At 68.5% G+C, this 22,689-nt stretch carries 21 protein-coding genes; 5 read left to right on the top strand and 16 right to left on the bottom strand.

Annotated features, from left to right (window positions below):
* Window positions 1-8: 8 nt before the first annotated feature.
* The 11 genes from ING98_18505 to ING98_18455 form a co-directional block, all read right to left on the bottom strand.
* Complete coding sequence (locus ING98_18505; protein MCA3103863.1) at window positions 9-1,346, bottom strand: MmgE/PrpD family protein; 1,338 nt, start codon at window positions 1,344-1,346, stop codon at window positions 9-11.
* Window positions 1,347-1,458: 112 nt separating this feature from the next.
* Complete coding sequence (locus ING98_18500; protein ID MCA3103862.1) at window positions 1,459-1,926, bottom strand: hypothetical protein; 468 nt, start codon at window positions 1,924-1,926, stop codon at window positions 1,459-1,461.
* Window positions 1,927-2,062: 136 nt separating this feature from the next.
* On the bottom strand, window positions 2,063-3,052 hold the full coding sequence (locus ING98_18495; GenBank protein ID MCA3103861.1) for a tripartite tricarboxylate transporter substrate binding protein: 990 nt from the start codon (window positions 3,050-3,052) through the stop codon (window positions 2,063-2,065).
* Between the two features lie 49 nt (window positions 3,053-3,101).
* Complete coding sequence (locus ING98_18490) at window positions 3,102-3,806, bottom strand: substrate-binding domain-containing protein (GenBank protein ID MCA3103860.1); 705 nt, start codon at window positions 3,804-3,806, stop codon at window positions 3,102-3,104.
* Between the two features lie 8 nt (window positions 3,807-3,814).
* Window positions 3,815-4,840, bottom strand: a complete 1,026-nt coding sequence (locus ING98_18485) for a D-2-hydroxyacid dehydrogenase (GenBank protein MCA3103859.1) — start codon at window positions 4,838-4,840, stop codon at window positions 3,815-3,817.
* Between the two features lie 90 nt (window positions 4,841-4,930).
* Window positions 4,931-5,824 carry an oxaloacetate decarboxylase gene (locus ING98_18480; GenBank protein MCA3103858.1) on the bottom strand — a complete coding sequence of 298 codons (894 nt, stop codon included), beginning with the start codon at window positions 5,822-5,824 and terminating at the stop codon, window positions 4,931-4,933.
* A 173-nt stretch (window positions 5,825-5,997) separates the two neighbouring features.
* Window positions 5,998-7,026, bottom strand: coding sequence for a tripartite tricarboxylate transporter substrate binding protein (locus ING98_18475; GenBank protein ID MCA3103857.1), 1,029 nt, complete (start codon window positions 7,024-7,026; stop codon window positions 5,998-6,000).
* 41 nt (window positions 7,027-7,067) lie between these two features.
* The gene (locus ING98_18470) at window positions 7,068-9,425 is read right to left on the bottom strand and encodes a xanthine dehydrogenase family protein molybdopterin-binding subunit (GenBank protein MCA3103856.1); all 2,358 of its coding nucleotides are present in this window, start codon (window positions 9,423-9,425) and stop codon (window positions 7,068-7,070) included.
* Window positions 9,422-9,949, bottom strand: coding sequence for a (2Fe-2S)-binding protein (locus ING98_18465; protein MCA3103855.1), 528 nt, complete (start codon window positions 9,947-9,949; stop codon window positions 9,422-9,424). The genes ING98_18470 and ING98_18465 overlap by 4 nt, the downstream gene beginning before the upstream one ends.
* Window positions 9,949-10,854 carry a xanthine dehydrogenase family protein subunit M gene (locus tag ING98_18460; GenBank protein MCA3103854.1) on the bottom strand — a complete coding sequence of 302 codons (906 nt, stop codon included), beginning with the start codon at window positions 10,852-10,854 and terminating at the stop codon, window positions 9,949-9,951. The genes ING98_18465 and ING98_18460 overlap by 1 nt, the downstream gene beginning before the upstream one ends.
* A gap of 47 nt (window positions 10,855-10,901) precedes the next feature.
* Window positions 10,902-11,909: a tripartite tricarboxylate transporter substrate binding protein gene (locus tag ING98_18455; protein MCA3103853.1), complete on the bottom strand. Its 1,008-nt coding sequence runs from the start codon at window positions 11,907-11,909 to the stop codon at window positions 10,902-10,904.
* Between the two features lie 221 nt (window positions 11,910-12,130).
* Between ING98_18455 and ING98_18450 the strand changes: the two genes are divergently transcribed.
* Complete coding sequence (locus tag ING98_18450; protein ID MCA3103852.1) at window positions 12,131-12,658, top strand: cupin domain-containing protein; 528 nt, start codon at window positions 12,131-12,133, stop codon at window positions 12,656-12,658.
* Window positions 12,659-12,698: 40 nt separating this feature from the next.
* Here the strand turns inward: ING98_18450 and ING98_18445 are convergent, their stop codons facing one another.
* Window positions 12,699-13,241: a 3-isopropylmalate dehydratase gene (locus ING98_18445; GenBank protein ID MCA3103851.1), complete on the bottom strand. Its 543-nt coding sequence runs from the start codon at window positions 13,239-13,241 to the stop codon at window positions 12,699-12,701.
* Between the two features lie 11 nt (window positions 13,242-13,252).
* Complete coding sequence (locus ING98_18440) at window positions 13,253-14,533, bottom strand: 3-isopropylmalate dehydratase large subunit (protein MCA3103850.1); 1,281 nt, start codon at window positions 14,531-14,533, stop codon at window positions 13,253-13,255.
* A 207-nt stretch (window positions 14,534-14,740) separates the two neighbouring features.
* Here ING98_18440 and ING98_18435 point away from each other — a divergent pair, with 207 nt between their 5' ends.
* The 3 genes from ING98_18435 (at window position 14,741) to ING98_18425 (ending at window position 17,885) form a co-directional block, all read left to right on the top strand.
* A complete protein-coding gene (locus tag ING98_18435; GenBank protein ID MCA3103849.1) occupies window positions 14,741-15,736 on the top strand; it encodes a tripartite tricarboxylate transporter substrate binding protein in 996 nt (331 codons plus the stop codon).
* A gap of 69 nt (window positions 15,737-15,805) precedes the next feature.
* Window positions 15,806-16,849 carry a 4-hydroxythreonine-4-phosphate dehydrogenase PdxA gene (locus ING98_18430; protein ID MCA3103848.1) on the top strand — a complete coding sequence of 348 codons (1,044 nt, stop codon included), beginning with the start codon at window positions 15,806-15,808 and terminating at the stop codon, window positions 16,847-16,849.
* 13 nt (window positions 16,850-16,862) lie between these two features.
* Entirely contained in the window at window positions 16,863-17,885 is a 1,023-nt protein-coding gene (locus ING98_18425; GenBank protein MCA3103847.1) for a tripartite tricarboxylate transporter substrate binding protein, read from the top strand.
* A gap of 111 nt (window positions 17,886-17,996) precedes the next feature.
* Here ING98_18425 and ING98_18420 read toward each other — a convergent pair whose 3' ends face one another.
* Genes ING98_18420 through ING98_18410 form a run of 3 tightly spaced genes read right to left on the bottom strand, consistent with a single transcriptional unit; the run spans window position 17,997 to window position 21,514 of the window.
* The gene (locus ING98_18420) at window positions 17,997-19,217 is read right to left on the bottom strand and encodes a CoA transferase (protein MCA3103846.1); all 1,221 of its coding nucleotides are present in this window, start codon (window positions 19,215-19,217) and stop codon (window positions 17,997-17,999) included.
* A 56-nt stretch (window positions 19,218-19,273) separates the two neighbouring features.
* Window positions 19,274-20,581 carry a M28 family peptidase gene (locus ING98_18415; GenBank protein MCA3103845.1) on the bottom strand — a complete coding sequence of 436 codons (1,308 nt, stop codon included), beginning with the start codon at window positions 20,579-20,581 and terminating at the stop codon, window positions 19,274-19,276.
* A 45-nt stretch (window positions 20,582-20,626) separates the two neighbouring features.
* The gene (locus tag ING98_18410) at window positions 20,627-21,514 is read right to left on the bottom strand and encodes an alpha/beta hydrolase (GenBank protein ID MCA3103844.1); all 888 of its coding nucleotides are present in this window, start codon (window positions 21,512-21,514) and stop codon (window positions 20,627-20,629) included.
* Between the two features lie 189 nt (window positions 21,515-21,703).
* Between ING98_18410 and ING98_18405 the strand changes: the two genes are divergently transcribed.
* A complete protein-coding gene (locus ING98_18405; GenBank protein ID MCA3103843.1) occupies window positions 21,704-22,684 on the top strand; it encodes a tripartite tricarboxylate transporter substrate binding protein in 981 nt (326 codons plus the stop codon).
* Window positions 22,685-22,689: the final 5 nt, after the last annotated feature.

Here is a 22,689-nt window from a genome sequence, read left to right as displayed (position 1 = left end):
CGTTCGCCCTACTTGCGCGCCGCTGCGGCCACGTCCCCGGCACTGGCCAGCGCGCCGACCTTCCACGCCAGACCCAGCACCTTGTCCACCTGCGCCTTCGGCAGCACGTCTTCGGCCAGCCCGCGGAACTTCGCCTCCAGGTCGGCATCGGTCTGCGGCCGCTTCAGGCTGCCGATGGCTGCTTCCACGTACTTGCTGAGCGTGCGACCGTCCTTCAGCTTCACCTCGACCAGGGTCTGGTCCTCGTGCATCGTGGTGTCGACCACCGCGGTGACCTTGTCGCGCAGCGCGATCACCCTGGCGTCGCGCACCACCGCATCGCTGTACTCGCGCTCGCCGGCCGCACCGTAGATGAAGCCGGCCGCGGCGGAGTGGTAGACGCTGAACTTGCCTTCGAGGCCGGTCTGCGGCGTCTTCTTGCCGGTGAGTTCGAGCACCAGCGGATGCACCTTGGCCAGCACCGACTCGATCTCGTCGCCGGCCAGCTTGTGTTCGTTACGCAACTGCACGCAGGCATCGATGATCGGGTGGATCACGATGCCACAGGCGAACGGCTTGTAGGTGTTGAGGTCGATCTCGAAGGTCTTGCCCAGGCCGTCGATGATCTCCGACGGATCGAACTTCGTCGACAGCACATGGGCGAAGCCGCGCGGCGCCTCGATACCGCGGTTCGAGCTGGTGAAGTTCTTCTCGGCGAGCAGCGCGGACATCAGGCCGTTCTTCGCGGCATTGCCGGGGTGGAACGGCTTGCACATGGTGCCGAACATCTCGCGCAGGCCGGAGGACTGGGTGGCGGCGATGCCCAGCGCCCAGACCATCTGCTGCTCGTTCAGTCCGAGCAGCTTGCCGCAGGCGGCCGCCGCGCCCATCACGCCCGCGGTGCCGGTGATGTGCCAGCCGGTGTCGTAGTGGTTCGGATAGACCGAGTTGCCGATCCGGCACTCGACCTCGACGCCCAGCACCAGCGCATGCACGAAGTCTTCGCCGCTGACCGGACGATGCTCGGCCAGGGCCAGGATCGCCGAGCACACCGGGCCGGCCGGGTGGATCACCGTCTTCAGGTGGGTGTCGTCGAAGTCGAACATGTGCGAGCTGATGCCGTTGAGCAGTGCGGCATGCAGGATGTCGAGCCGTTCGCCGCGGCCGAGCACCGAGGCCTGGGCTGCGCCTGCCATCGGCGCCAGCGCGGCCAGCGCGATGTCCATGCCCTCATGGTGCGAGCCGCCGATCGCGCAGCCGAGCCAGTTGACGAAGGTGCGCGTGGCATGGTGGCGGGTGGCGGTCGGGATCGATTCGAAACGCGACTCGACGACATAGCGGGCGAGGATTCGGGTGACTTCTTCCATGTACGGCTCCTGGCATGCGGGTGTCACGCGGCACGCATCGTGGCGCGCGCGACGGGCACGAAAAAGCCGCGATTCTACCGAACCGCGGCTTCGGGGTACTGCCGGCTGGCAATCAGACGGTTTCCGGCATCTTCGTCCGGGTGCCGAACTGGGAGGACGACAGCGTGCCTTCGGCAACGCCGTTGGCCACCGTCTCGTCCGGGAAGATCAGCTCGACCTTGTTGCCGACCGGGTCCTTGGTGAAGACCTGGTAGGCATTGGTCGATACCAGCTGCTCTTCGTACTCGACGCCGAGGGCCTTGATGCGCGAGCGGTAGTCGTCAATCCCGACGCAGTGGTAGGCGGTGTGGTCGTAGCCCGAATGCGCCTCGTCGATGCCGGCCCAGTCTTCCGGGAAACGGACGACGACATGGAGCAGCGGGTGGTCGCCGTCGTACATCCAGATGCCCTCGGACGGAAAGGGCGGGCGATAGCCCACCTTCAGGCCCAGCAGCCCTTCGTAGAACGTCTCGATCTTCGGCAGGTCCGAACGGCGGCAGCCGATGTTGATGTGGTGCACGGGAACGCGCGACTGGGTCATGTCTCTCTCCTGGGGATCGCGGCGCGGTCCGGCCGCAGTTGGATGATTTCCGGCTACCCGTCCACTTTACTCCCGCAGCGCCGGGGGCTCAAATGATGCCGGCCCTGGCCGCGCTGAATCAATCGGACCGGCCGGCTCAGTCGATCCGGACCTTCGCCGTCTTCACCACCTTGGCCAGCTTCTCGATCTCGGAACGGATCATCGCGCCGAACGCTTCCGGGGTGCTCCCGGCAATGTCGGCACCGACTCCGGTCAGCCGTTCGCGCACGTCCGGCTCCTTCAGGATGCGCACCAGTTCGGCGTTGATGCGGTTGATGATCTCGCGCGGCGTACCGGCCGGCACGAGGATGCCGTTCCAGGAATTGTTGGCGTAGCCCGGCAATCCGGACTCGGCCACCGTGGGCACGCTCGGCAGCACCGGCGAGCGCGTCTCGGTGGTCACCGCCAGCGCACGCAGCCGGCCGCTGCGGATGTGCGGCGTCGCGCTGATCGTGTTCTCGAACTGCATCGAGGTCTGGCCGCCGAGCAGGTCCATCAGGGCCGGTGCGGAGCTCTTGTAGGGCACGTGCACCATGTCGAGCCCGGCCAGCTGCTTGAACATCTCGCCGGAGATGTGCCCGAGGCCACCCGAACCGGACGATCCGAAGGTGAGTTCGCCGGGACGCTTCCTTGCCAGCGCGATCAGTTCCTTCACCGACTTCACCGGCAGCGACGGATTGACTACCAGCACCGCCGGGGAACTGGTCAGGTGGATCACCGGCGCGAAGTCCTTCAGCATGTCGAACGGCAGCTTGTAGAGCGACGGATTTACCGCGATCGTGCCGACCGTCGCGATAACCCAGGTGTAGCCGTCGGGCGGGGACTTCACCGCCAGTTCCATGCCGATGTTGCCGTTGGCGCCGCCGCGGTTCTCGACCACGACCTGCTGGCCCCAGGCCTCGGTGACTTTCTGCGCCAGCAGCCGGGCGGTCTGGTCGGTCGGGCCGCCCGGGGTGAACGGACAGATCAGGCGGATGGGCTTGGCCGGGAATACCGGCTGGGCTGCGGCTGCAGAAGGTAGCAGCAGCCCAGCGAACGCGAGCGACAGCAGATGCACGGCATCCTGTCGCGGAACGGGTGCTCTCATGTTCTCCTCCTTCGGAGCGTTGTCCTTGTTTGCGGAGGACTTTAACCCGTCAGTCGACCGGGGAGAACCCCGCCGTGACGATCACTGCACGCCCCTGCGCGGAGCACAGCAGGTCGAAGAAGGCCTGGCCGAGCGCCGCTTCGCGGCCCTTTGCGGCGCGGGCCGCGCCGTAGGCGGTGATCACCTGCAGGTCGCCCGGTATCTCGGCCAGAAGGTCGATCGTCGGTATCGGCTTGATCTCGCTCACCTGAGTGACACCGATCGAACCCGGGATGCGCTGTTCGCCGAGCCAGGTCATCGACACGTTACCGTTCGGGAAGTGGCGAATGCGGTCGGAGAGCGCGTCGCGGATGCCCAGCTTGATCAGTGCATTGTCGAAGTTGCGCCCGGCCGACGCGATCTGCGGATCGGGGTAGACGACCATGCTGGCCGCCAGCATCGTGGCACGCAGCGCCTCCGGCGTGGACACGTCCACCGGCGGATGACCCTTCGGCACCACCACGCCCATGCCGACCCGGCCGAGCGTGCGCTGCGAACCCGGCACGACCCATCCAGTGGCCGCGAGGTCGTCGAGCATCTCAGGGGTAAGCAGGATCACGTCCGCCGGTTCGCCGGCGAGTACGCGAGCCTTCTGCTGTCCGACCGCACCGAAGGTGACCGACACGGTCGCGCCGGAGACTTTCTCGAACACGGGGGCGAGGGCGGTGACGACTGCCTGCATGGCACCGGCACTGATGATGTTCAGCGTTGTCATGTCGGGTCTCAGGCCTTCACTTCGTTGATCAGCGGCTGGCCCTTGCACCAGCGATCGAGGTTCTCGAGGAAGATCGTCGACACGCGCGCTTCATTGCCGTCCGAGGTCGACGAGTTGTGCGGCGTGCAGATCACGTTCGGCATGTCCCACAGCGGCGATTCGGCCTGCAGAGGCTCGGTCTCGAACACGTCGAGGAAGGCGCCGCCGAGGTGGCCGGAGCGCAGCGCGGCGATCAGGTCCTGCTCGACCACCACCGGGCCGCGCGCGACGTTGAGCAGGTGCGCGCCTTTCGGCAACAGCGCGAGCCGGCGTGCATCGATCATGCCGCGCGTCTCGTCGCTCAGCGGGCAGCAGAGCATCAGCCAGTCGGTCTTCGGCAGCAGTTCGTCCAGCTTCGATGGATGCACGATCTCGTCGACCACGTCGTCGGGCCGCTTCGGGCTGCGCCGCACGCCGATCACCTTCAGGCCGAGTGCCTTCGCGATCGGCGCGGTGAAGCCGCCGATCGAGCCGACGCCGACGATCACCATCGTCTGGCCGCGCAGGTCTTTCGGCGCCTCGGCGTCACGCAGCGCATGCCACTTGTGGGCGCGCTGCGCCGGCAGCCACTTCATGAAGCCGCGCGACAGCATCAGCATCGCGCCGATCGTGGTCTGGGCGATCGGCTCGGCATGGGTACCGGCACCGGTCGACACGCGGATGCCGCGTGCCATCAGTTCGCCGTAGATCGGGCGGTCGATGCCGGCGCTGGCGATCTGCAGCCACTTGAAGCCCTTCGACTGGTCGATCGGCTTGAAGAAGTGCGGGCAGGCCTCTGGCACCGGCTCGTAGTGCCCGGCATGCGACATCGAACCGAAGCGGATGTCGCGCGACAGGAAGCCGGCGTCGATGCGCGAGGCGATCTCGTCGGGCAGGTAGACGAGCTTCGTGTCCAGCCGTACCAGTTCGAAGGTCGTGTTGTTCGCCTTCTCGATCTGCGCCAGCCGTGCGGCATGTTCGTCGATGAAGTTCTTCGAAAGCATCAGGGTCGGCATGGCGTGGGCTCCGGTATCTCTTCGCAAGGCGGTCAGGCGGTGTCCCGGCTCGGGACGGGCGGTGCAGGAACGAGGGGTGCGGTGGCTGGATCAGTCTGCCGGGGGCAGGTACTTCCCTTCCCACTCGATGATGTCGTCGAGCTTGAGTGCCTCGTTGTAGTCCTTGAAGGACAGCATCCGGTCGCGCGCGGACTTCGTGTTGCCGTCGCGCTTGAGCGTGTCGAGCGCGTGCCGGATACCGAAGCCGGCCGCATAGCGCGCGAGCCCGGGGTAGATCGCGATCCGGAAACCGAGTTCTTCCAGCTGGGCAGCCGTCAGCTGTCCCAGAGCGCCGCTTTCCTCGACATTGACCAGTGCCGGTGCGTCCACGGACCCGGTCACCCGCTTCATGTCGTCGAGCAGCGTCGGGCTGTTCTTCATCTCGACGAAGGTCACATCCGCGCCGGCCGACCGGTAGGCTTTCGCCCGTGCGATCGCCTCGACCAGCCCGAGCCCGCCGGCGGCGTCGGTGCGGGCGATGATCAGGAAATCCGGATCGCGGCGCGCGGCAACCGCGGCCTCGATCTTCCGGGCATGCTCGAGCAGCGAGACGACCGGACGTGCGCCCGGGATGTGGCCGCACTTCTTCGGCATCACCTGGTCTTCGAGGTGGATGGCGGCAACACCGCCGGCCTCGAACTCTTCGACCGTGCGGCGAACGTTCACCGCGTTGCCGTAGCCGGTGTCAGCGTCGCAGATCAGCGGGATCTCGACCGCGGCAGCGGCTCGGTGCGCATGCTGGGAGAACAGCGTGAGGTCGATCAGGCCGACATCGGCCCTGCCCAGAAGGCTGGCGGAGACGCCGTTGCCCGTCATGTACACGGCCTCGAAGCCGGCCATCTCGGTCAGGCGGGCCCCGTAGGCATCGTAGATGCCGGGAGCGACCACCATCGGGCCCGAGGTCAGGCGTTCGCGCAGGCGGCGGCGGGCAGAGGAAGAAGGCATGCGGAAGTTCCGGTGGAGCGCGAGCGGCGGTTGCACCGCCCGGATCGACCGGCGGGCGGCCGGCAACGGCGGGCAGCGCCGCACGCAGGAGCGGACAGCGAAGCCCGCAGAAGCGGTGATTGTAGCCGACCCGTCGGGCGCTGCCGCGGGCGCCCGCAGGCTGTTGCGGGTACTCAGTCGATCTTGACGTTGGCCGACTTGACGATCGCCGACCAGCGCGCCAGTTCGGACTTCACCAGCACGGCGAGTTCCGCCGGGGTGCCGCCGATCGGGATCGCCCCGAGCGAGGACAGTCGCTCTTTCGCCTCGGCAGAGCCGAGCCCGCGGGCGATCGCTTTCGACAGCGTGTCGACCACCTCCGGGCTGGTGCCGGCGGGCGCGAACACCGCGTACCAGTTGGTGACCTCCCAGCCGGGCACGCCACCCTCGGCTGATGTCGGCACGTCGATGCCGGGCACGCGCCTGGACGTCGCCAGCGCGAGGGCGCGCAGCTTGCCGGCCTTGATCATCGGCGCGGCGGGGGCGTACTCGATCGACATCCACGGCACCTGGCCGCTGATCACGTCGGCCATTGCTGGCGCGGCGCCCTTGTAGGGCACATGCACGAACTGCGCTCCGATCATCGAGCGCAGCATTTCTGCCGCGAGGTGGTGGATGGTGCCAGTACCCGACGATGCGTAATTGAGGCCCGGGTTGGCGCGCGCGAACTTCACGAACTCCTGGAGCGTCTTCACCGGCAGCGACGGATGCACGATCAGCACATGGGGCACCGACGAGACCAGCGAGACCGGGGCGAAATCCTTGATCGGGTCGTAGGGCAGCTTCTGCAGCACCGGATTGATGCCATGAGTGCCCGCTGCGCCCAGCAGCAGCGTGTAGCCGTCGGGCGCGGCCCGCATCACGTGCTCGGTGCCGATCACGCCCGACGCCCCGGCCCGGTTCTCGACGATGCCAGGCTGGCCCAGTTGCTCCTGGATGGCCTGCGCCGCTATCCGGGCATTGAGATCGAGAGCGCCACCCGGAGCGAAGCCGGCGATGACGCGTACCGGCTTCGCGGGGAACTTCGCCGCCTGCGCGTATGCTGCCGACGTTGGCAGCAGCAGGCCGCTGCCGCCGGCGAGCGCGGACAGCAATCCGCCGCCGCCGGCCAGGGCGACACTGCGGCGGCGGGCATCGGGGAACGTACGGCGGGCGTGGCTCATCTCGGTGTCTCCAGGCGGGGAAGGGCGGCGGCGGTTCGCGTTCAGCGCGCGGCGCGCCGCGCGTCGTCGATCATGTGCCACAGCCGTGACGGCGACAGCGGCAACGAGGTGGGGTTCACGCCGTACTCGCCGAGCGCGTTGGCGATCGCGTTGACGATCACCGCCGGGGCGACGATCGTGCCGCCTTCGCCGGCTCCCTTGGCACCGATCGGGTTGATCGGCGACGGGAAGTCCTCGGTGATCACCGCGCGCAGGCGCGGAAAGTCCGTCGCGGTCGGCACCAGGTAGTCGGCGAGCGTGCCGGTGAGCATCTGGCCCTCGGCGTCGTACACCATCTCTTCCAGGAAGGCGCCGCCCAGTCCCTGCACCGTGCCGCCCAGCAACTGCCCGCGCAGCAGCAGCGGATTGATCGCGCGGCCGACGTCCTCGACCACGACATAGTCGAGCAGGGACACGTCACCGGTGCGCGCATCGACCGCGACATGCGCTGCGGCCGCCCCGTAGGCCCAGGTATGGTGGTGGTTGGCGAACGTGCCATCGACCACGATCGTTTCGTTCTTCGCCAGTTCGGCAAAGCCGATGCTGCGGCCGCGTGGCGATTTCGCCTCGGTGCCGGCGATCGTGACCTGCTCGGGCAGGCACTCGAGGTAGGTCGCAGCCGCTTCGCGCACGGCCTGCTTGAACTTGCCGGCCGCTTCGATGATCGCCGAGCCGCCCATCACGGTGGAACGCGAGTGGTACGAGCCGAAGCCCTCGTGCAGGTAGGTGGTCGACCCGTGCAGCAGCGTCAGCGCGGACATCGGGATACCGAGGGCATCGGCCGCGATCTGTCCGAGCGAGGTCTCCAGGCCCTGGCCGACCGAGGTGGAGCCGACATACAGCGTGATCGAGCCGTCGCGCGCGAGTTCGATCTTCGCGTTCTCGCGCGGGCCGGCCGCGCCGCCCTCGATGAAGCAGGCGACGCCGATGCCGTGATGGAGACCGTCGACCACCGTGCCCTGCAGCGCGAGCTTGCCCTGCCAGTCGAACTCGGCCAGGCAGCGCTCGAACGCGGCGAGGTAGTCGCCGCTGTCGGCCTCGGAGAGTCCGCTCGATTCCGGTGCCGACGGGGTGAGCGTCGCGAAGTGCCAGGGCATGTCGCTCGAGGTGACCAGGTTGCGCCGACGAACCTCGATCGGATCGAGGCCCATCGCCTTCGCGCCGCGTTCGATCAGCCGTTCGCAGAACATCGCGGTCTCGGCGCGGCCGGGTGCGCGGTAGGTACCGGCTGGGCCCTTGTTGGTGAACTGCACGTGCGAATCGACGTGCACCGCTTCGATGCGGTAGGCATTGGTCAGGAAATGCGGGATGTTGCGCGGCTGGATCAGCCCGTTGGTGCGCGGATACGCACCGAGGTCGCACCAGGCGGTGCCGCGCACGCCGAGGATGGTGCCGTCGGCCGCGAAGGCCATCTCGACGTCTGCCTCGCACTCGCGCGACTGCGCCATCGTCATCAGGTCTTCGCGCCGGTCGCTGATCCACTTGACCGGACGGCCGACATGGCGCGCGGCGAACGGCACCAGGAAATCCTCGACGTAGAACTCGCCGCGGGCGCCGAAGCTGCCTCCGGTGTCGCCCTCGATGAAGTCGACGGCGCTGTCGGGCATGCCGAGCATCCGTGCGCTGGCATGGCGGTTGAAGAACGGGACCTTCGCCGCGCCGTACACGATCAGCCGGCCGTTTGCCGCATCCCAGTCGGCGACCACGCCGCGCGCCTCCATCGTCACCGGCGCCTGGCGCTGGACGGTGAAGTGCTCGCGCTGGATGTGCACGGCTGCCGCGAACGCGGCATCGGCGTCGCCGCGCCTGGCGGTGAAGGTGACGCCGCGGTTGGTCGTCGTGGCGTCGAACAGCAGCGTCTCGTCGGCGGCCGAGGTCTTCCAGTCGGCGACCGCAGGCAGTTGCTCGAGGTCGAGCTCGATCGCCTCCATCGCATCTTCGGCCAGGGCGAGCGTGTCCGCGATGACGATCGCGATCACCTCGCCGACATGGCGGATACGGTCCTGCACGATCACCGGCTGGCGATAGGGTTCCATGCAGGGCAGTGGCTGCAGCCGGAGCGGGACGGTCGGTACCGGCTGGCCGGGCGCACTGGCGATCTCGGCCGCGGTGATCACCGCATGCACGCCTGGCATTGCGCGCGCTGCGCCCGCGTCGATGCCGCGTACGCGGGCATGGGCGATCGAGCTGCGCAGCATCGCCGCATGCAGCATGCCGGGCAGCGCCACGTCGTCGGCGTAACGGCCCAGGCCGCGCAGCAGCCGCAGGTCTTCGACCCGCTGTACGGACCGGCCGATGTAGGGGCCGTCGTCGGCGGTGGCTGCGGACTCCGGCAGGATGTCGGTCAGGCGGGCATTCATCGGCCGGCTCCCGCGGTCGGGTTGGCCGTGGCAGCGTGGCCGGCCGCACCGTCGCTGGCCGGGCCGCCATAGGCCGCGCGCGCATCCAGCACCGCTTCGACGATCGGCACGTAGCCGGTGCAGCGGCACAGGTTGCCGGACAGCACCTCGCGGATGCGGTCGGCGCTGGCGTCCGGCTCGTCGGTGAGCAGCGCATGCGCGGTGGTGAGCATGCCCGGCGTGCAGAACCCGCACTGCAGCGCATTGTGGCGGCGGAACGCCGCCTGCAGCGGAGACAGCGCATCACCGTCGGCCAGCCCTTCGACCGTAGTGATGGAACGGCCCTCGACCTGTACCGCCAGCGTCAGGCAGGAGCGCACGGCTTCGCCGTCGACGATCACCGTGCAGGCACCGCATACGCCGTGCTCGCAACCGACATGGGTACCGGTGAGCCTGAGGTTGTCGCGCAGGCAAAGCGACAGGGTGGTGCGCGGTTCGACCTGGGCCTTCACCGCATTGCCATTGACCTTGAACGAGACTTCCATCAGTGCGACTCCCCGCTGCGATTGATTGCCCTGCCGCCACTCTTCGTGGCAGCCAGTGCCCTTGCCAGCGCCCGCTCGACCAGTACGCCGACCAGGTTCCGCCGATAGGCCGCGCTGGCATGCAGGTCGTCCGCGGGATCGCATGCGCCTGCGGCCGCGCACGCAGCTTCGCCGATCGTGCCGGCATCGACGACCTGGCCGTCGAGCTTCGCCTCGGCGGCGGGTAGCCGGCGTGGACGGTCGGATGCGCCGATCACCGCGATATGCGTGTCGCGCGCGCGTCCGGCCGCGTCGAGGTCGAACCAGACCGCGGTACCCGCCATCGCGAAGTCGCCGTGGCGGCGCGCGAGTTCCTCGAATGCGCTGGCGCGCGTGGCGGGCCAGGCGGGGAAGGTGATCGCGGTGATCAGCTCATCGGGCTGCAGCACCGTGGTCAGCGCACCCTCGAAGAAATCGGCGGCAGCCACGCTACGGGTGCCGCGCACGCTGGCGATCTCTATCGTCGCGTCGCAGGCCACTGCAATGCCGGGCAGCTCCGCAGCCGGGTCGGCATGGGCGAGGCTGCCGCCGACCGTGCCGCGGTTACGGATCTGGTAGTGGGCGACATGCCCGATCGCTTCGGCCAGCAGCGGCAGCGCGGTCTTCAGGCGGGAATCGCGCTCGATGTCGCGCCAGCGCACCTTTGCGCCCATGCGTACGCCACTGGCATCGATGTCGATGCGGTCCATGCCCGGCAGCTTTCGAAGGTCGACCAGCAGGCGCGGCGAGGCGAGGCGGAAGGCCAGCACCGGCATCAGGCTCTGCCCGCCCGCCAGCGGTTTTGCGTCACCGTCCGGATGGGCGAGCAGCGCGAGCGCTTCGGGCAGGGTGGCGGGCGCGGCGTATTCGAACTGGGGAGGCTTCATCGGATGGGCTCGACTGTCTGCGGGGTGATCGGAAAACGGCGGGGGAACTACTCGGCCTTCACGCCGGCGGTCTTGATGACTTTCGACCAGCGCGCGAGTTCGCTGCGCATGTGGGTGGTCAGTTCCTCCGGCGTGCTGCCGATGGTGACCGCGTTGAGCGAGGCGAGCTTCTCGCGCGCTTCGCCCGAGCCGAGGCCGCGGGCGATCGCCTTCGACAGGATGTCGACCACGTTGCGCGGGGTGCGGGCAGGCGCATAGACCGCGTACCAGGCCGTGACTTCGAACCCGGGCACGCCGCTTTCGCCGACCGTCGGCAGATCGACGCCCGGCACCCGCTTCGCCGTGGCAATCGCGATCGCCCTGAGCTTGCCGGCCTTGAGCTGGCTGACCGCGGCGGTGAGTTCGATCGACATGAACTGCACCTGGCCAGCGATGACGTCGGACATCGCGGGCGCCGAGCCCTTGTAGGGCACATGGGTGATGTCGATGCCGGTGGCGATCTTGAGCATCTCGCCGGCGAGGTGGTGCGGCGAACCCGTGCCGGCCGAGCCGTAGGTCAGGCCGGGCTTGCTGCGGGCGTACTTGATCAGGTCGGGCAGGGTGTTGACCGGCAGCGTCGGGTTGACGACCAGCACATGCGGGATCGTCACCACCAGCGACACCGGCGTGAAATCCTTGATCGGGTCGTAGCTGAGCTGCTGCAGCACCGGATTGATGCCGTGGGTCGTCGTGGCCCCGAGCAGCAGCGTGTAGCCGTCGGGTGCCGCGCGCGCGACCTGCTCGGACCCGATGGCGCCGGCGGCGCCGGCCCGGTTGTCGACGATGACAGGCTGGCCCAGCTGTTCGGTCAGCACCTGCCCCACTACGCGTGCGGTCAGGTCGAGGGCACCGCCGGGCGCAAACGGTGCGATCAGGCGAATGGTCTTCGAAGGGAAGGCCGGCTGCGCGAAGCTCGCTGCAGGCGCCGTGGCCAGCAGGGCGCACAGGATCGTGCGGCGCACGACATTCGCCGGAGGGGCGGGGCGTTCGGTGTTCTGGGCGGGTGTCGGGCGCATGCAGTGGACCTCTCGTGCTGGGGTTCGTGCCGGTTCCCGGTGCCGCCAGCGGGCCGGCAGGCGATGTGATCACATCCGGGAGCTCGCGATATTACGGCAGCATGGGCGATACGCGCGCGGGCGCATGGACCTGTCCGGAAAAAACAGTGCGCGGTTGCCTTCGCGCGCGACGGCGCACTACTATCGATCATCGACAACGAACGCAACAAGGAGCGAACACCATGCCAGCTGCACGCCACCCGATGCCCCCGGAACTCGTCGGGCTGCCGCTCGACACCGTGCTGAAGAAGTTTACCGGGCGATTCAAGGAAAAGACCGCCGACTGGGCCGCGTTCGAAGACGCGAAGATCGAGGGCTGGAAGCGCGCGCAGCATCGCTTCATCGGCGCCGGCGGCTCCGGCAAGCACGATGATCCGTCGGTGATCCCGGCGCGTGGCTTCACGCTGTCGATCATGTTCGTCGAGCCGGGCCAGGGCAATGCGGCGCACACCCATGAAGTCGAAGAGGTATTCTTCGTGCTCGACGGCTTCCTCGACGTATTCGTCGAGGATGAGCAGGGCAACCGTGTGACGACCCGACTGGGCAAGTGGGAGTGCGTCGCCTGCCCGCCTGGGGTGATCCACGGCTACGACAACAACAGCCTCGAGCCGGTCTACTTCCAGGTGATGCTCGGCCGCGCAAGACCCGATACGATGGGTTATGCCGACGAGAAGCTGTACCAGCAGCGGGACGCCCACCTGAAGGGCTGACGTCCCGCCCGCCCCGTCAGGCCTTTGCCGGATCCGCTGCTCAGGCGGTCGGCAAGGCCCAGTCGGGGTGCTGCTTCAGGAACGGCAGCAGCCCCCCTGCGGCGATCAGTGCAAGCACTGCGGGCGGCAGTTTCGGCACCGCTGCGCTGAAGCCGGTGGCCGGCACGGCGATCCGCCCGGCGGCCACGTCGACCTCGATCAGGTCGCCGTCATGGATCGCGGACACGTCGCATTCGGCGATCGGCAGGCCGTTGTTGATCGCGTTGCGGTAGAACTGCCGGCCGAACGACTGTGCGATGACGGCCGACACGCCCATCGCGCGCAGTACGTGCACCGCCTGCTCGCGCGACGAGTTGATGCCGAAGTCCTTGCCGGCGACGATCACGTCGCCCGCCTTGATGCGCTGCGCGAAACCGGGCTGCAGTTGTTCGAATGCATGCTCGGCCAGCCACTGGACCGATTTGCCCATGTTGTACTTGGCCGAGCAGTGGATGTCGGTGCTGACCTCGTCGCCGAGGCGGTGCACGGTCGCGCGGATCGGTGCGACGGTCGATGCGGTGCCGGTCATGGGTGTCTGCGTCATCGGTGTCTCCTTCACGCGGCGCTGCGGATGTCGTACGCGAACTCGCGCGGGTCGGTGACGCGCCCGGTCAGCGCGGAGGCGGCAACCGTCGCGGAGGAGGCGATCAGGATCTCCGACTCGGGATTGCCCAGGCGGCCCTTGAAGTTGCGGTTCGCGCTGGAGATGACGCGCTCGCGATCGGCCGACATCAGCTTGTGCGTGATGCCCACGCAGGTGCCGCAGCCAGCGGCATCCACGGAGGCACCGGCCTCGGTCAGGATCTCGAACAGCCCTTCGCGCATCGCGGCGAGGTAGATCGCGCGCGAGGCCGGAGTGACGACCAGACGCACGCCCCTGGCGATCTTCCTGCCCTTCAGGATGCTGGCGGCCTGGCGGATGTCGTCCAGCCGGCCGTTGGTGCAGGTGCCGATCAGCCCGACGTGCACCGGCTGGCCTGCGAGTTCCGACACGTCCACCACATCGCCGATATCGTGGTTGTGCGCCACCTTCGGCGCCAGGGTCGAGGCATCGATCGCGAAGCGGTCGGCGTAGCGCGCATCGGCGTCCGCGGTGACCGGCTTCGGAGGTTGTGCGCCATGCGCGGCGAGCCATGCGACCGTCTTGTCGTCGCATTCGAGGATTGCGGCTTCCGCGCCGAGTTCGGCTGCGTGGTTCGACAGGGTCATCCGGTCGTCGATGTCCATCGACGCCACCGCGCTGCCGGTGTACTCGATCACCTTGAAGTTCGCACCCTCGGCGCCGAGGCGGCCGAGCATCGCGAGGGTGACATCCTTGGCCCATACGCCCGGGGCGAGGCGTCCGGTGAGCTCGACGCGAATCGTTTCGGGAACCTTGAACCAGGTGCGCCCGGTGGCGAGGATGGCGGCCACGTCGGTGCCTTCGTGTCCGGTGCCGTACACATTGAACGCGCCATAAGTCGTCGAATGGGTATCGGTGCCCACCACCAGGTCGCCTGCGGTGAAGTGGCCATGCTCGGGCAGCACCTGGTGGCAGATGCCGTCGCCGACGTCGTAGATCACCGCGCCGGTGCGCTCGCAGAACTCGCGCATGTCGGCATGCACGTTCGCCGCTTCGCGCGACGGCGGCGGCGAGAAGTGGTCTAGCACGAAGGCGGTGCGCGCCGCGTTGGGCAGCTTGTCGAAACCGAGCGTGGCTACCGCCTTGAGGGCGTTGGCTGCGCGTGCATCGTGCACCATCGCGAAATCGACGCGGGCGACGACGACGTCGCCTGCATTGACCGGGGCACCGCCCGAACGGGCGCCGAGAATCTTTTCAGCCAGCGTATGACCCATCGCTCAGATCCTTCCATGTGAAGGGCGCGATTATGCCCGAGGCAGGCTGCGCATCGGGCCGCCGCAGGCGCCGCGTCCGGTATCATCGGGTGCGCAACGCAGAACCGGGCACGCAGCGCCCTGCAGTGCCGACTCGCTGCTGCGGGCGACCCGTCAATCCGCGCCGATGCCCTCGAACCAGGGGCCGGCCGCACCGGAGGAGTTTCCGTGATCCATCGTCGCACATGCGCCGTCGGCGCTGCCTGCCTGTCCGTTTCCGTCCTGCTCGCCGCTCTTCTTCCGGGCGATGTTTCCGCGCAGGCGGGCTATCCCCAGCGCCCGGTGCGCCTGATCATCCCGTTCGCGCCGGGTGGCGGCACCGATGCGGTCGGCCGCGTGCTGGCACAGCAGCTCGGCGAGCGGCACGGCCAGACCTTCATCGTCGACAACCGCCCGGCCGGCAGCGGTATCGTCGGCGCGCAGATCGTGTCGCAGGCGCCGGCCGACGGCTACACGCTGCTGTTCACGTTCAACTCGTTCGCAAGCAGCGCCCGTCTGGTCGAAAAGCTGCCTTACGACCCGGTGCGCGACTTCACGCCGATCACGCTGGCCACGACTTCGCCGCTGCTGCTGCTTGCCCATCCGTCGCTGCCGGCGTCGAACATGAAAGAGCTGATCGCGCATGTGAAGGCGAGTCAGGGCAAGCTCAACTACGGTTCGTCGGGCAACGGATCGCCGCCGCACCTCGGCATGGAACTGCTGATGTCGCGCGCCGGGCTGTCGATGTCGCATATCCCCTACAAGGGCATCGGCCCGGCAACCGTGGCCCAGCTTGGCAATGAAGTGCAGCTCGCGTTCACGCCGGTGCTGGTCGGCCTGCCGCACATGAAGGCCGGGCGCCTGAAGGCGATTGCCTCGGGCGCGCCGAAGCGCTCGGCTGCGGTTCCCGACGTGCCGACCGTGGCCGAAGCAGCCGGGCTGCCCGGCTTCGACGTGAGCGGCTGGTGGGGGCTGCTGGGGCCGGCAAAGCTGCCGCGGCCGATCGTCGACCTGCTCAACGCGTCGGTACGCCGGATCCTCGACGACGCCGAGGTGCGCCGCAACCTGCTGGCACAGGGCATGGACCCGTCGCCGACCACGCCCGAGGCCTTCGGCGCCCTGATCCGGGAGGATATGGCGGTGTGGGGAGACCTCGGGCGGAAGCTCGGAATCAAGCTGGACTGACTTGCAGCACTGACCCGCAGCACCCTGCCGGGTACCCCGGCAACTGCCCAACGAAGAGGCTGTACATACATGACTGACAAGGTGCTCGAAACCCGCCCGCTGATCGGCCTGATGCTGGGCGATCCGACCGGCATCGGCCCGGAGATCGCCTGCCGGATGATCGCCCGGCGTGCCTGGCCTGCCGGCACCCGGGTGGCCGTGATCGGCGATGCGCGCGTGCTGGCGATGGGCCAGGCGGACGCGGAAGTCGCCTTCCCGGTGCGCCAGTACCCGCAGCTCGAAGACATCGACTGGCACGAGGTCGAGCAGCCCGGCGGTCCGACGCCACTGATCGATCTCGGCAACATGGACCCGGCGGCGCTGCCGCGCGCCGAGGCTTCGCCGCAGGCCGGAAAGCTCGCGGGCGATACCCTGAAGGCGATGATCGACATGGCGCTGGCCGGCCGGCTCGATGGTATCTGTTTCGCCCCGCTCAACAAGGGCGCGATGTTCCGTGGCGGCTGGAACTTCCCGGACGAGCACCAGATGTTCGCCGCGCTCACCGGGCACCAGGGGTTCTACGGCGAGATGAACGTCATCGATCAGTTCGCGACGTTCCGGGTGACCTCCCACGTCTCGTTGCGCAAGGCGGTCGACATGGTGCAGCCGCCGCGTGTCGCCGATGCGATCCGGCTGGCCGACCGTATGCTGCGTGACAAGGGCGTCGCCAGCCCGCGTATCGGGGTTGCCGCGCTCAATCCGCACAACGGCGAGAACGGTCTGTTCGGTGACGAGGAGATCACGATCATCCGCCCGACGGTGGAGCGGATGCGTGCCGAGGGCATCGGCTGCGTCGGTCCGGTCTCGTCGGATGTCGTGTTCATCAAGGCACGTGCCGGCGAGTTCGACGGCGTGGTCATGATGTATCACGACCAGGGACAGATCGCGACCAAGCTGCTCGGGTTCAACAAGGGCGTCACCGTGACGGCGGGGCTGCCGACCGTCTTCACCACGCCGGCGCACGGGACGGCCTTCGACATCGTCGGCAAGCACGTGGCCGGCAGCGGCGCGATGGAGGCGGCGATGGACATCGGCGCGCGGCTGGCTGCGTCGCGCAAGGCCGGGGCAAGCTGAACAACCAACGGAGATGAAGATGACACTACGACCAAGGCAACAGCATCGCCACTTCGCTATCCCGTCCCTGGCCGGCCTTGCGTCGATCGCACTGGCCGTCATGCCCTGCGCCGCGAACGCACAGCAGAAAGGACCGGCCTATCCCGACCGTCCGGTGCGCATGCTGGTCGGCTTCGCGCCCGGCGGCGGCGCGGACACCGCGGCACGTCCGGTCGCCCAGCGGCTGTCCGAAGTGCTCGGTCAGCAGTTCGTGGTCGACAACCGGCCGGGCGCCGGCGGCAACATCGCCACCGAGATCGCCGCGCGTGCGACGCCGGACGGCTATTCACTGCTGGTGGGCACGATCGCCGCGCTGGCGATCAATCCGTCTATCTACGAGAAGCTCGCCTTCGACCCGATCCGCGACTTCTCGCCGATCACCAACATGGCGTCCTCGATCAACGTGCTCGTCGTGCATCCGTCGGTGCCGGCGAAGACCGTGAAGGAACTGGTCGCGCTGCTGCGCTCGAAGCCGGGCAGTCTCAACTACGGTTCGTCCGGGGTCGGCAGTGCCGGTCACCTGTCCGGCGTGCTGCTGGAGCACATGACCCGAACCGACATTACCCACATCCCCTACAAGGGCGGGGCGCCGGCCATGGGCGCGCTGCTCGGCGGCGAGGTGCAGATGGTGTTCGCCACCGCGGCCACCGCCATCCCGCAGATCAAGGCCGGCAAGGTGCGTGGCCTCGCCGTGACCACCGCTACCCGGGCCGGGATGCTGCCCGACCTGCCGACGATCGCCGAAGCCGCGCTGCCCGGCTACGAGGCGAACAACTGGTACGGACTCCTCGCGCCGGCGAAGACGCCGAAGGCGATCGTCGACCGCCTGAATGCCGAGACAGTGAAGATCCTCGGGTCGCAGAGCATTCGCGAGATCTATTTCAACCAGGGGCTGGAGCCGACGCCCACCACCCCCGAGGCGTTCGGCGCGTACATCAAGTCGGAGATCGCCAAGTGGTCGAAGCTGGTGAAGGCAGCGGGCGTGAAGCCGGATTGAGGCCCGGCGGCCGGCGCGGCTTGGCCTGCTGCCCGAAGGAAGCCGCCTCCGGGCGGCTTCTTCCGCCGTGCAAGGCGCCACCAGGTGCGCCTCCACTGGATGCATCCCGGTTCAGCGGGCCAGCGTGATGCCCTCGGCGATCATGCGCTCGATCGTCGCCGCGTCGTAGCCCGCCTCGGCCAGAACCTCCCGGCTGTCGGCGCCCAGTTTCGGCGCTGGGCGATAGTCGGCGCGTACCCCGCCGCTCAGCCTGTTCGGCACGCGCATGTTGCGGATGCGGCCTTCGGTCGGGTGGTCCTTCCACTCGAAGAAGCCGGCCTCCGCCAGGTGCGGATCTTCCAGCAGCGTCTCCAGCGTGTGGTAAGGCATGGCCGGCACGTCGGCCGCGTCGAGGATCTCCAGCCACTCGGCGGTCGTCCTGTCCTTGAGCGCCTCGATGCGGATCGCGAAATAGGCCTTCACGTTGCGGTGCCTCGCCGACACCGACGAGAAGCGCGGGTCGGTGACCAGTTCCGGACGGCCGACGGCGCGGAAGAATCCGAACGCCTGCGCGTCGGTGTTGGCGGACACGCAGACCCAGCCGTCCTTCGTCGGCAGCGGCCGTCCGTCCGGGTCGAGCAGCCGCGGGTCGCCGGTGCCGCCGTGGTCGGTCGGCGCGCCCTCGATCGGCGGATCGAAGGTCGCCTGGTACATGTGCTCGTCGAGCACGAAGGCAGCCATGTTCTCGAACATCGGGATCTCGATGGACTGGCCTTCGCCGGTGCGGGTGCGCGCGAACAGCGCCATCACGATCATCTGCACCGCGATCAGGCCGACGGTGCGGTCGCACATCACGATCGGCACATAGCGCGGCTCGCCTACGGCCCGGTGAAGCAGCGCGGACAGGCCGCTGGAGCCCTGGATGATCGTGTCGTAGGCCGGCTTGGCACGGTAGCTGCCGTCCTGGCCGAAGCCGAACATGCCGCAGTAGATGATCTTCGGGTTCACCTTGCGCACGTCTTCGTATGACAGCTTCATCCGCGCCATCGAGTCGGGCCGCACGTTCCAGAGCAGCACGTCGGCGGTGGCGACCAGCTTCAGCAGCGCCTCGCGGCCGGCCGGCTTCTTCAGGTCGAGCACGACGCTGCGCTTGTTCCGGTTCAGGTGCAGGAATTTCGGTCCCATGTTCTCGGTGCGGCCGCGGCCGCCGATGTTGCGCCCGAGATCGCCGGACGGGCTCTCTACCTTGATGACGTCCGCGCCGTAATCGGCCAGCGTGCGCGTGCAGAGCGGCCCGACCACGACCGAGGTGAGATCGATGATGCGCACGCCTTCGAGCGGGCCTCCCGCCATGTCCATCTCCTGTTGAAAAAGCAAGGGTTCATCACCGCCGGCGCTGCGCGCCGGCTTCAGCGCCAGCTTGACACGTCCTCGTCGGTCGCGCATAGCGCGTGCCAGAGCAGGCTGGCGGCCGCCCGCGCGGCGCCGGCGAGTTCGCCGGGTGCCACCTGGTCGCGTGTGTCCTGCGCGGTCAGGATGTGCCGCACGCGGCTCGTCGGCTGGTCGAAACCCGCGATCAGGCGCAGGGCCGGGATGCCGTGCGCCGCGAAGTTCGCATGGTCCGAGTTCGACATCAGCGGTCGATGCAGGGCGATCGGCTGCCCGGCCCCCCGGGCGCTGATGGCAACGAACGCGTCCAGTCCGGCGAAGCCGCTGGTCAGCGCCGTGAGCCTCGGGTCGGCACCGACGGTGTCGAGGTTGATGTCGATCACGAATCGGCTGCGCTCGGCGGGCGTCATCATGGCCAGCCATTGCCGCGACCCGGCCAGCGCCCATTCCTCGGCGGTGAACAGGCACACGCGCAGCCCGAGGGCCGCCTGAGGCATCTGCGGCGCGACTGCGCGCGCCAGCGCGAGTGCAACGGCCAGCCCGCTGGCGTTGTCCATCGCGCTCTCGGCGAGCGGATGGCCGTCGAGGTGCGCCGACAGCACCACCCTGCGCGGATCGTCGGGGTCTCGCCCCGGCAGGTCGAGCATCGGCGTCTGGCCGACCGCTGGCTGGTCCGTTCCCTGCACGAGCAGCCGCGCGCCGGAGGCCTGCGCGGCGGTCAGTCGCACGCTGCCCGCGTGGTCGGTGGCGACGGCCGGTATGCCGTCGCCACCGTTGCGGCCGGACGACCCGGACGTGGGACTTGCCCGCGGATCGGTGTGCGCGATCACGAAGCCTGCGGCACCGGCGGCACGCGCTGCGTCGTACTTCCGGCGCCGGTGTACGTGGTCCGGCGAAAAGGGAAACTCGTGGCGCACCAGCGCGATCCGGCCCGGGATCCGTGCCGCCGCGCGCTGGAAGTCCTCGTCGGTACCGCGCCCGAGATCGATCACGCTGGCCATGAGGCCTGCCGGCGGCGTCGAGGCCGAGCCGAGCAGCGGCTGGCAGGCAAGTGGCGTGCCGTCGGCCAGCGACAGCGAACAGCTTCCCGGCTGCCAGCCGGCATAGTCGACTGGCTCGAGCCAGGTGCGCCCGGTGCGGCTGGCACCGGCGATCTCGGCCAGACGGCCGAGGGTGAAATCGCATGCGCGCCGTTCGCTGTCGGATCCGGCCACCCTTCCGCCGCAGTCGCAGATCGCAGCAAAATCGACGAGCAGTGTCGGCAATCCGTCGGCGACACGCTGCAGCAAGGGTTCGAGTCCGTCAGGGTTCACCGTGCGTACGGTCATGTGTCCTTCCTGTCTTGCGTGCGTGCGTCCGGCCGCGCCGTCGGTTCAGGCCTCGAAGAAGCCGTTCAGTTCGCGCAACGTCTCTTCCGGGCTCTGTTCGTTCGGGTAGTGCCCGCAGGGCAGGGCGACCAGCCGCTCGATGTTCGCGGCATAGCGCGGCCAGACCGTCGACGGCGAATAATACTTCTGCGTGTGGCTGTGTTCGCCCCAGAGCACCAGCGCGGGCTGCTCGACCCGGATGCCGCGCTCGAAAGCATCGCGGTCTGCCTCGTAGTCGACGAACGCGGTCGCACGATAGTCCGAACACACCCCGTGGATCTGTTCAGGCGTGCAGACCCGGATGTACTCCTGCACGTCTTCCTCGGAGAAGCCGCCCTTGCCGACACCCTGCTTGAGCAGCTTCTTCCGGATGTAGTAGGCCTCGTTGCCGGCCAGCAGCCGCTCGGGAAAGTCGTACGGCTGGGCCATGAAGAACCAGTGGTAGGAATTCAGGCCCCATTCGCGCGTGCTGTGCGCGAACACATGGTGGGTCGGCAGGATGTCCATGAAGGCGACACGGCTCACCCGGTCCGGGTGGTCGAGCGCCATCCGGAAGGCGACCCGCGCGCCCCGGTCGTGGCCGGCGACCTGGAATCGCTCGAAGCCGAGCGCAGCCATCACCTCGACCTGGTCGAGCGCCATGCGGCCGAAGGTGTAGTTCGAGTGGTCCGGCAGCCCGCGCGGCTTCGAACTGTCGCCGTAGCCGCGCAGGTCGGTCGCGACCACGGTGAAACGCTGCGCCAGACGGTCGGCCAGCCGATGCCAGGAGTGATGCGACAACGGGTTGCCGTGCAGCAGAAGGAGAGCGGGTCCGCTGCCGCCGTGGCGCACGTTTATCTCGACGCCGGGATCGGATGTGGCGATCCGCGCCCGGGCAAATCCTTCGAAGGCCATCCGCACATCCACTCGCCATGATCGACGCCCGGATGGTATCGCAGCCACCGGTGCGCCGAACGCCGTCGCCGCGCGCGCGGCGGCAGCGGACGCGATAGCATGGCACCCGGCACGCGGCCGCAGCGTACGGCCCGCGGCGATACCTCCGAAGGAGTCCAGATGACCACTGGTCAGGCGCGCGCGCTGCGCATGAAGCAACGGCTGCTGCCGCTGCTGGTTCTGCTGTCATCCGTTCCGGCATCGACCGGCATCGCGCTCGCCCAGTCGGCGCAGCCCTATCCGAACCGTCCGTTGCGCTTCATCATTCCGTTCACGCCGGGCGGCAGCAACGACATCTTCGGCCGCATCATCGGCCAGCGCCTGAGCGAGGCGATGGGCCAGCCGGTCCTGATCGACAACCGCCCAGGTGCTGGCGGGCTGCTCGGCGCAGGCCTCGTCGCCAAGGCGCCGTCGGACGGCTACAACCTGATGATCCACTCGACCTCGTTCACCACCAACGTCGCTATCCAGTCGAAGGTTCCGTTCGATCCGTTCCGCGATATCGCGCCGGTCACCCGGCTCGGGATGGGCGCGCTGATGATCACCGTGGCGGCGGAGTCGCCGGCGAAGACGATGGCCGAGCTGATCGCGCTCGCACGCGCGAAGCCGGGGGCGCTCAATTACGGTTCGTCCGGCAGCGGCGGCATCAACCACCTCGCCACCGAGGTGCTCAACCGGATGGCGAAGGTGCAGACGGTGCACGTGCCGTACAAGGGCATCGGCCCGGCGCTCACCGACCTGATGGGCGGGCAGATCCAGTTCCTGCTGTCGGGTATCCCGAACGTGATGCCGCAGGTGAAATCCGGCCGCGTCCGTGCGCTTGCCGTGTCGACGCCGACCCGCTCGCCGTTCGTGCCCGACGTGCCGACGATCGCCGAGTCGGGCGTGCCCGGCTATGCGGCGGTGCTCTGGTGGGGCCTGTTCGCACCCGGCGGCACGCCGAGACCGATCATCGACCGGCTTAACGCCGAAACCGTCAAGGTGCTGCAGACGGCCGAGATGCGCGAGCGCCTGGCCGCCGAGGGCGCGGAGCCGGCTGGCACCACGCCCGAGGCGTTCGCGCGCATCGTGCGCGACGAGATCCTGTTCTGGCGCGCCGTGGCCCGCGACGCGGCCATTCGTCCGGACTGAACGCA

Source organism: Rhodocyclaceae bacterium, assembly GCA_020248265.1.
Lineage (GTDB): Bacteria > Pseudomonadota > Gammaproteobacteria > Burkholderiales > CAIKXV01 > CAIKXV01.
This window is presented reverse-complemented; position numbering and strand designations above follow the sequence as displayed.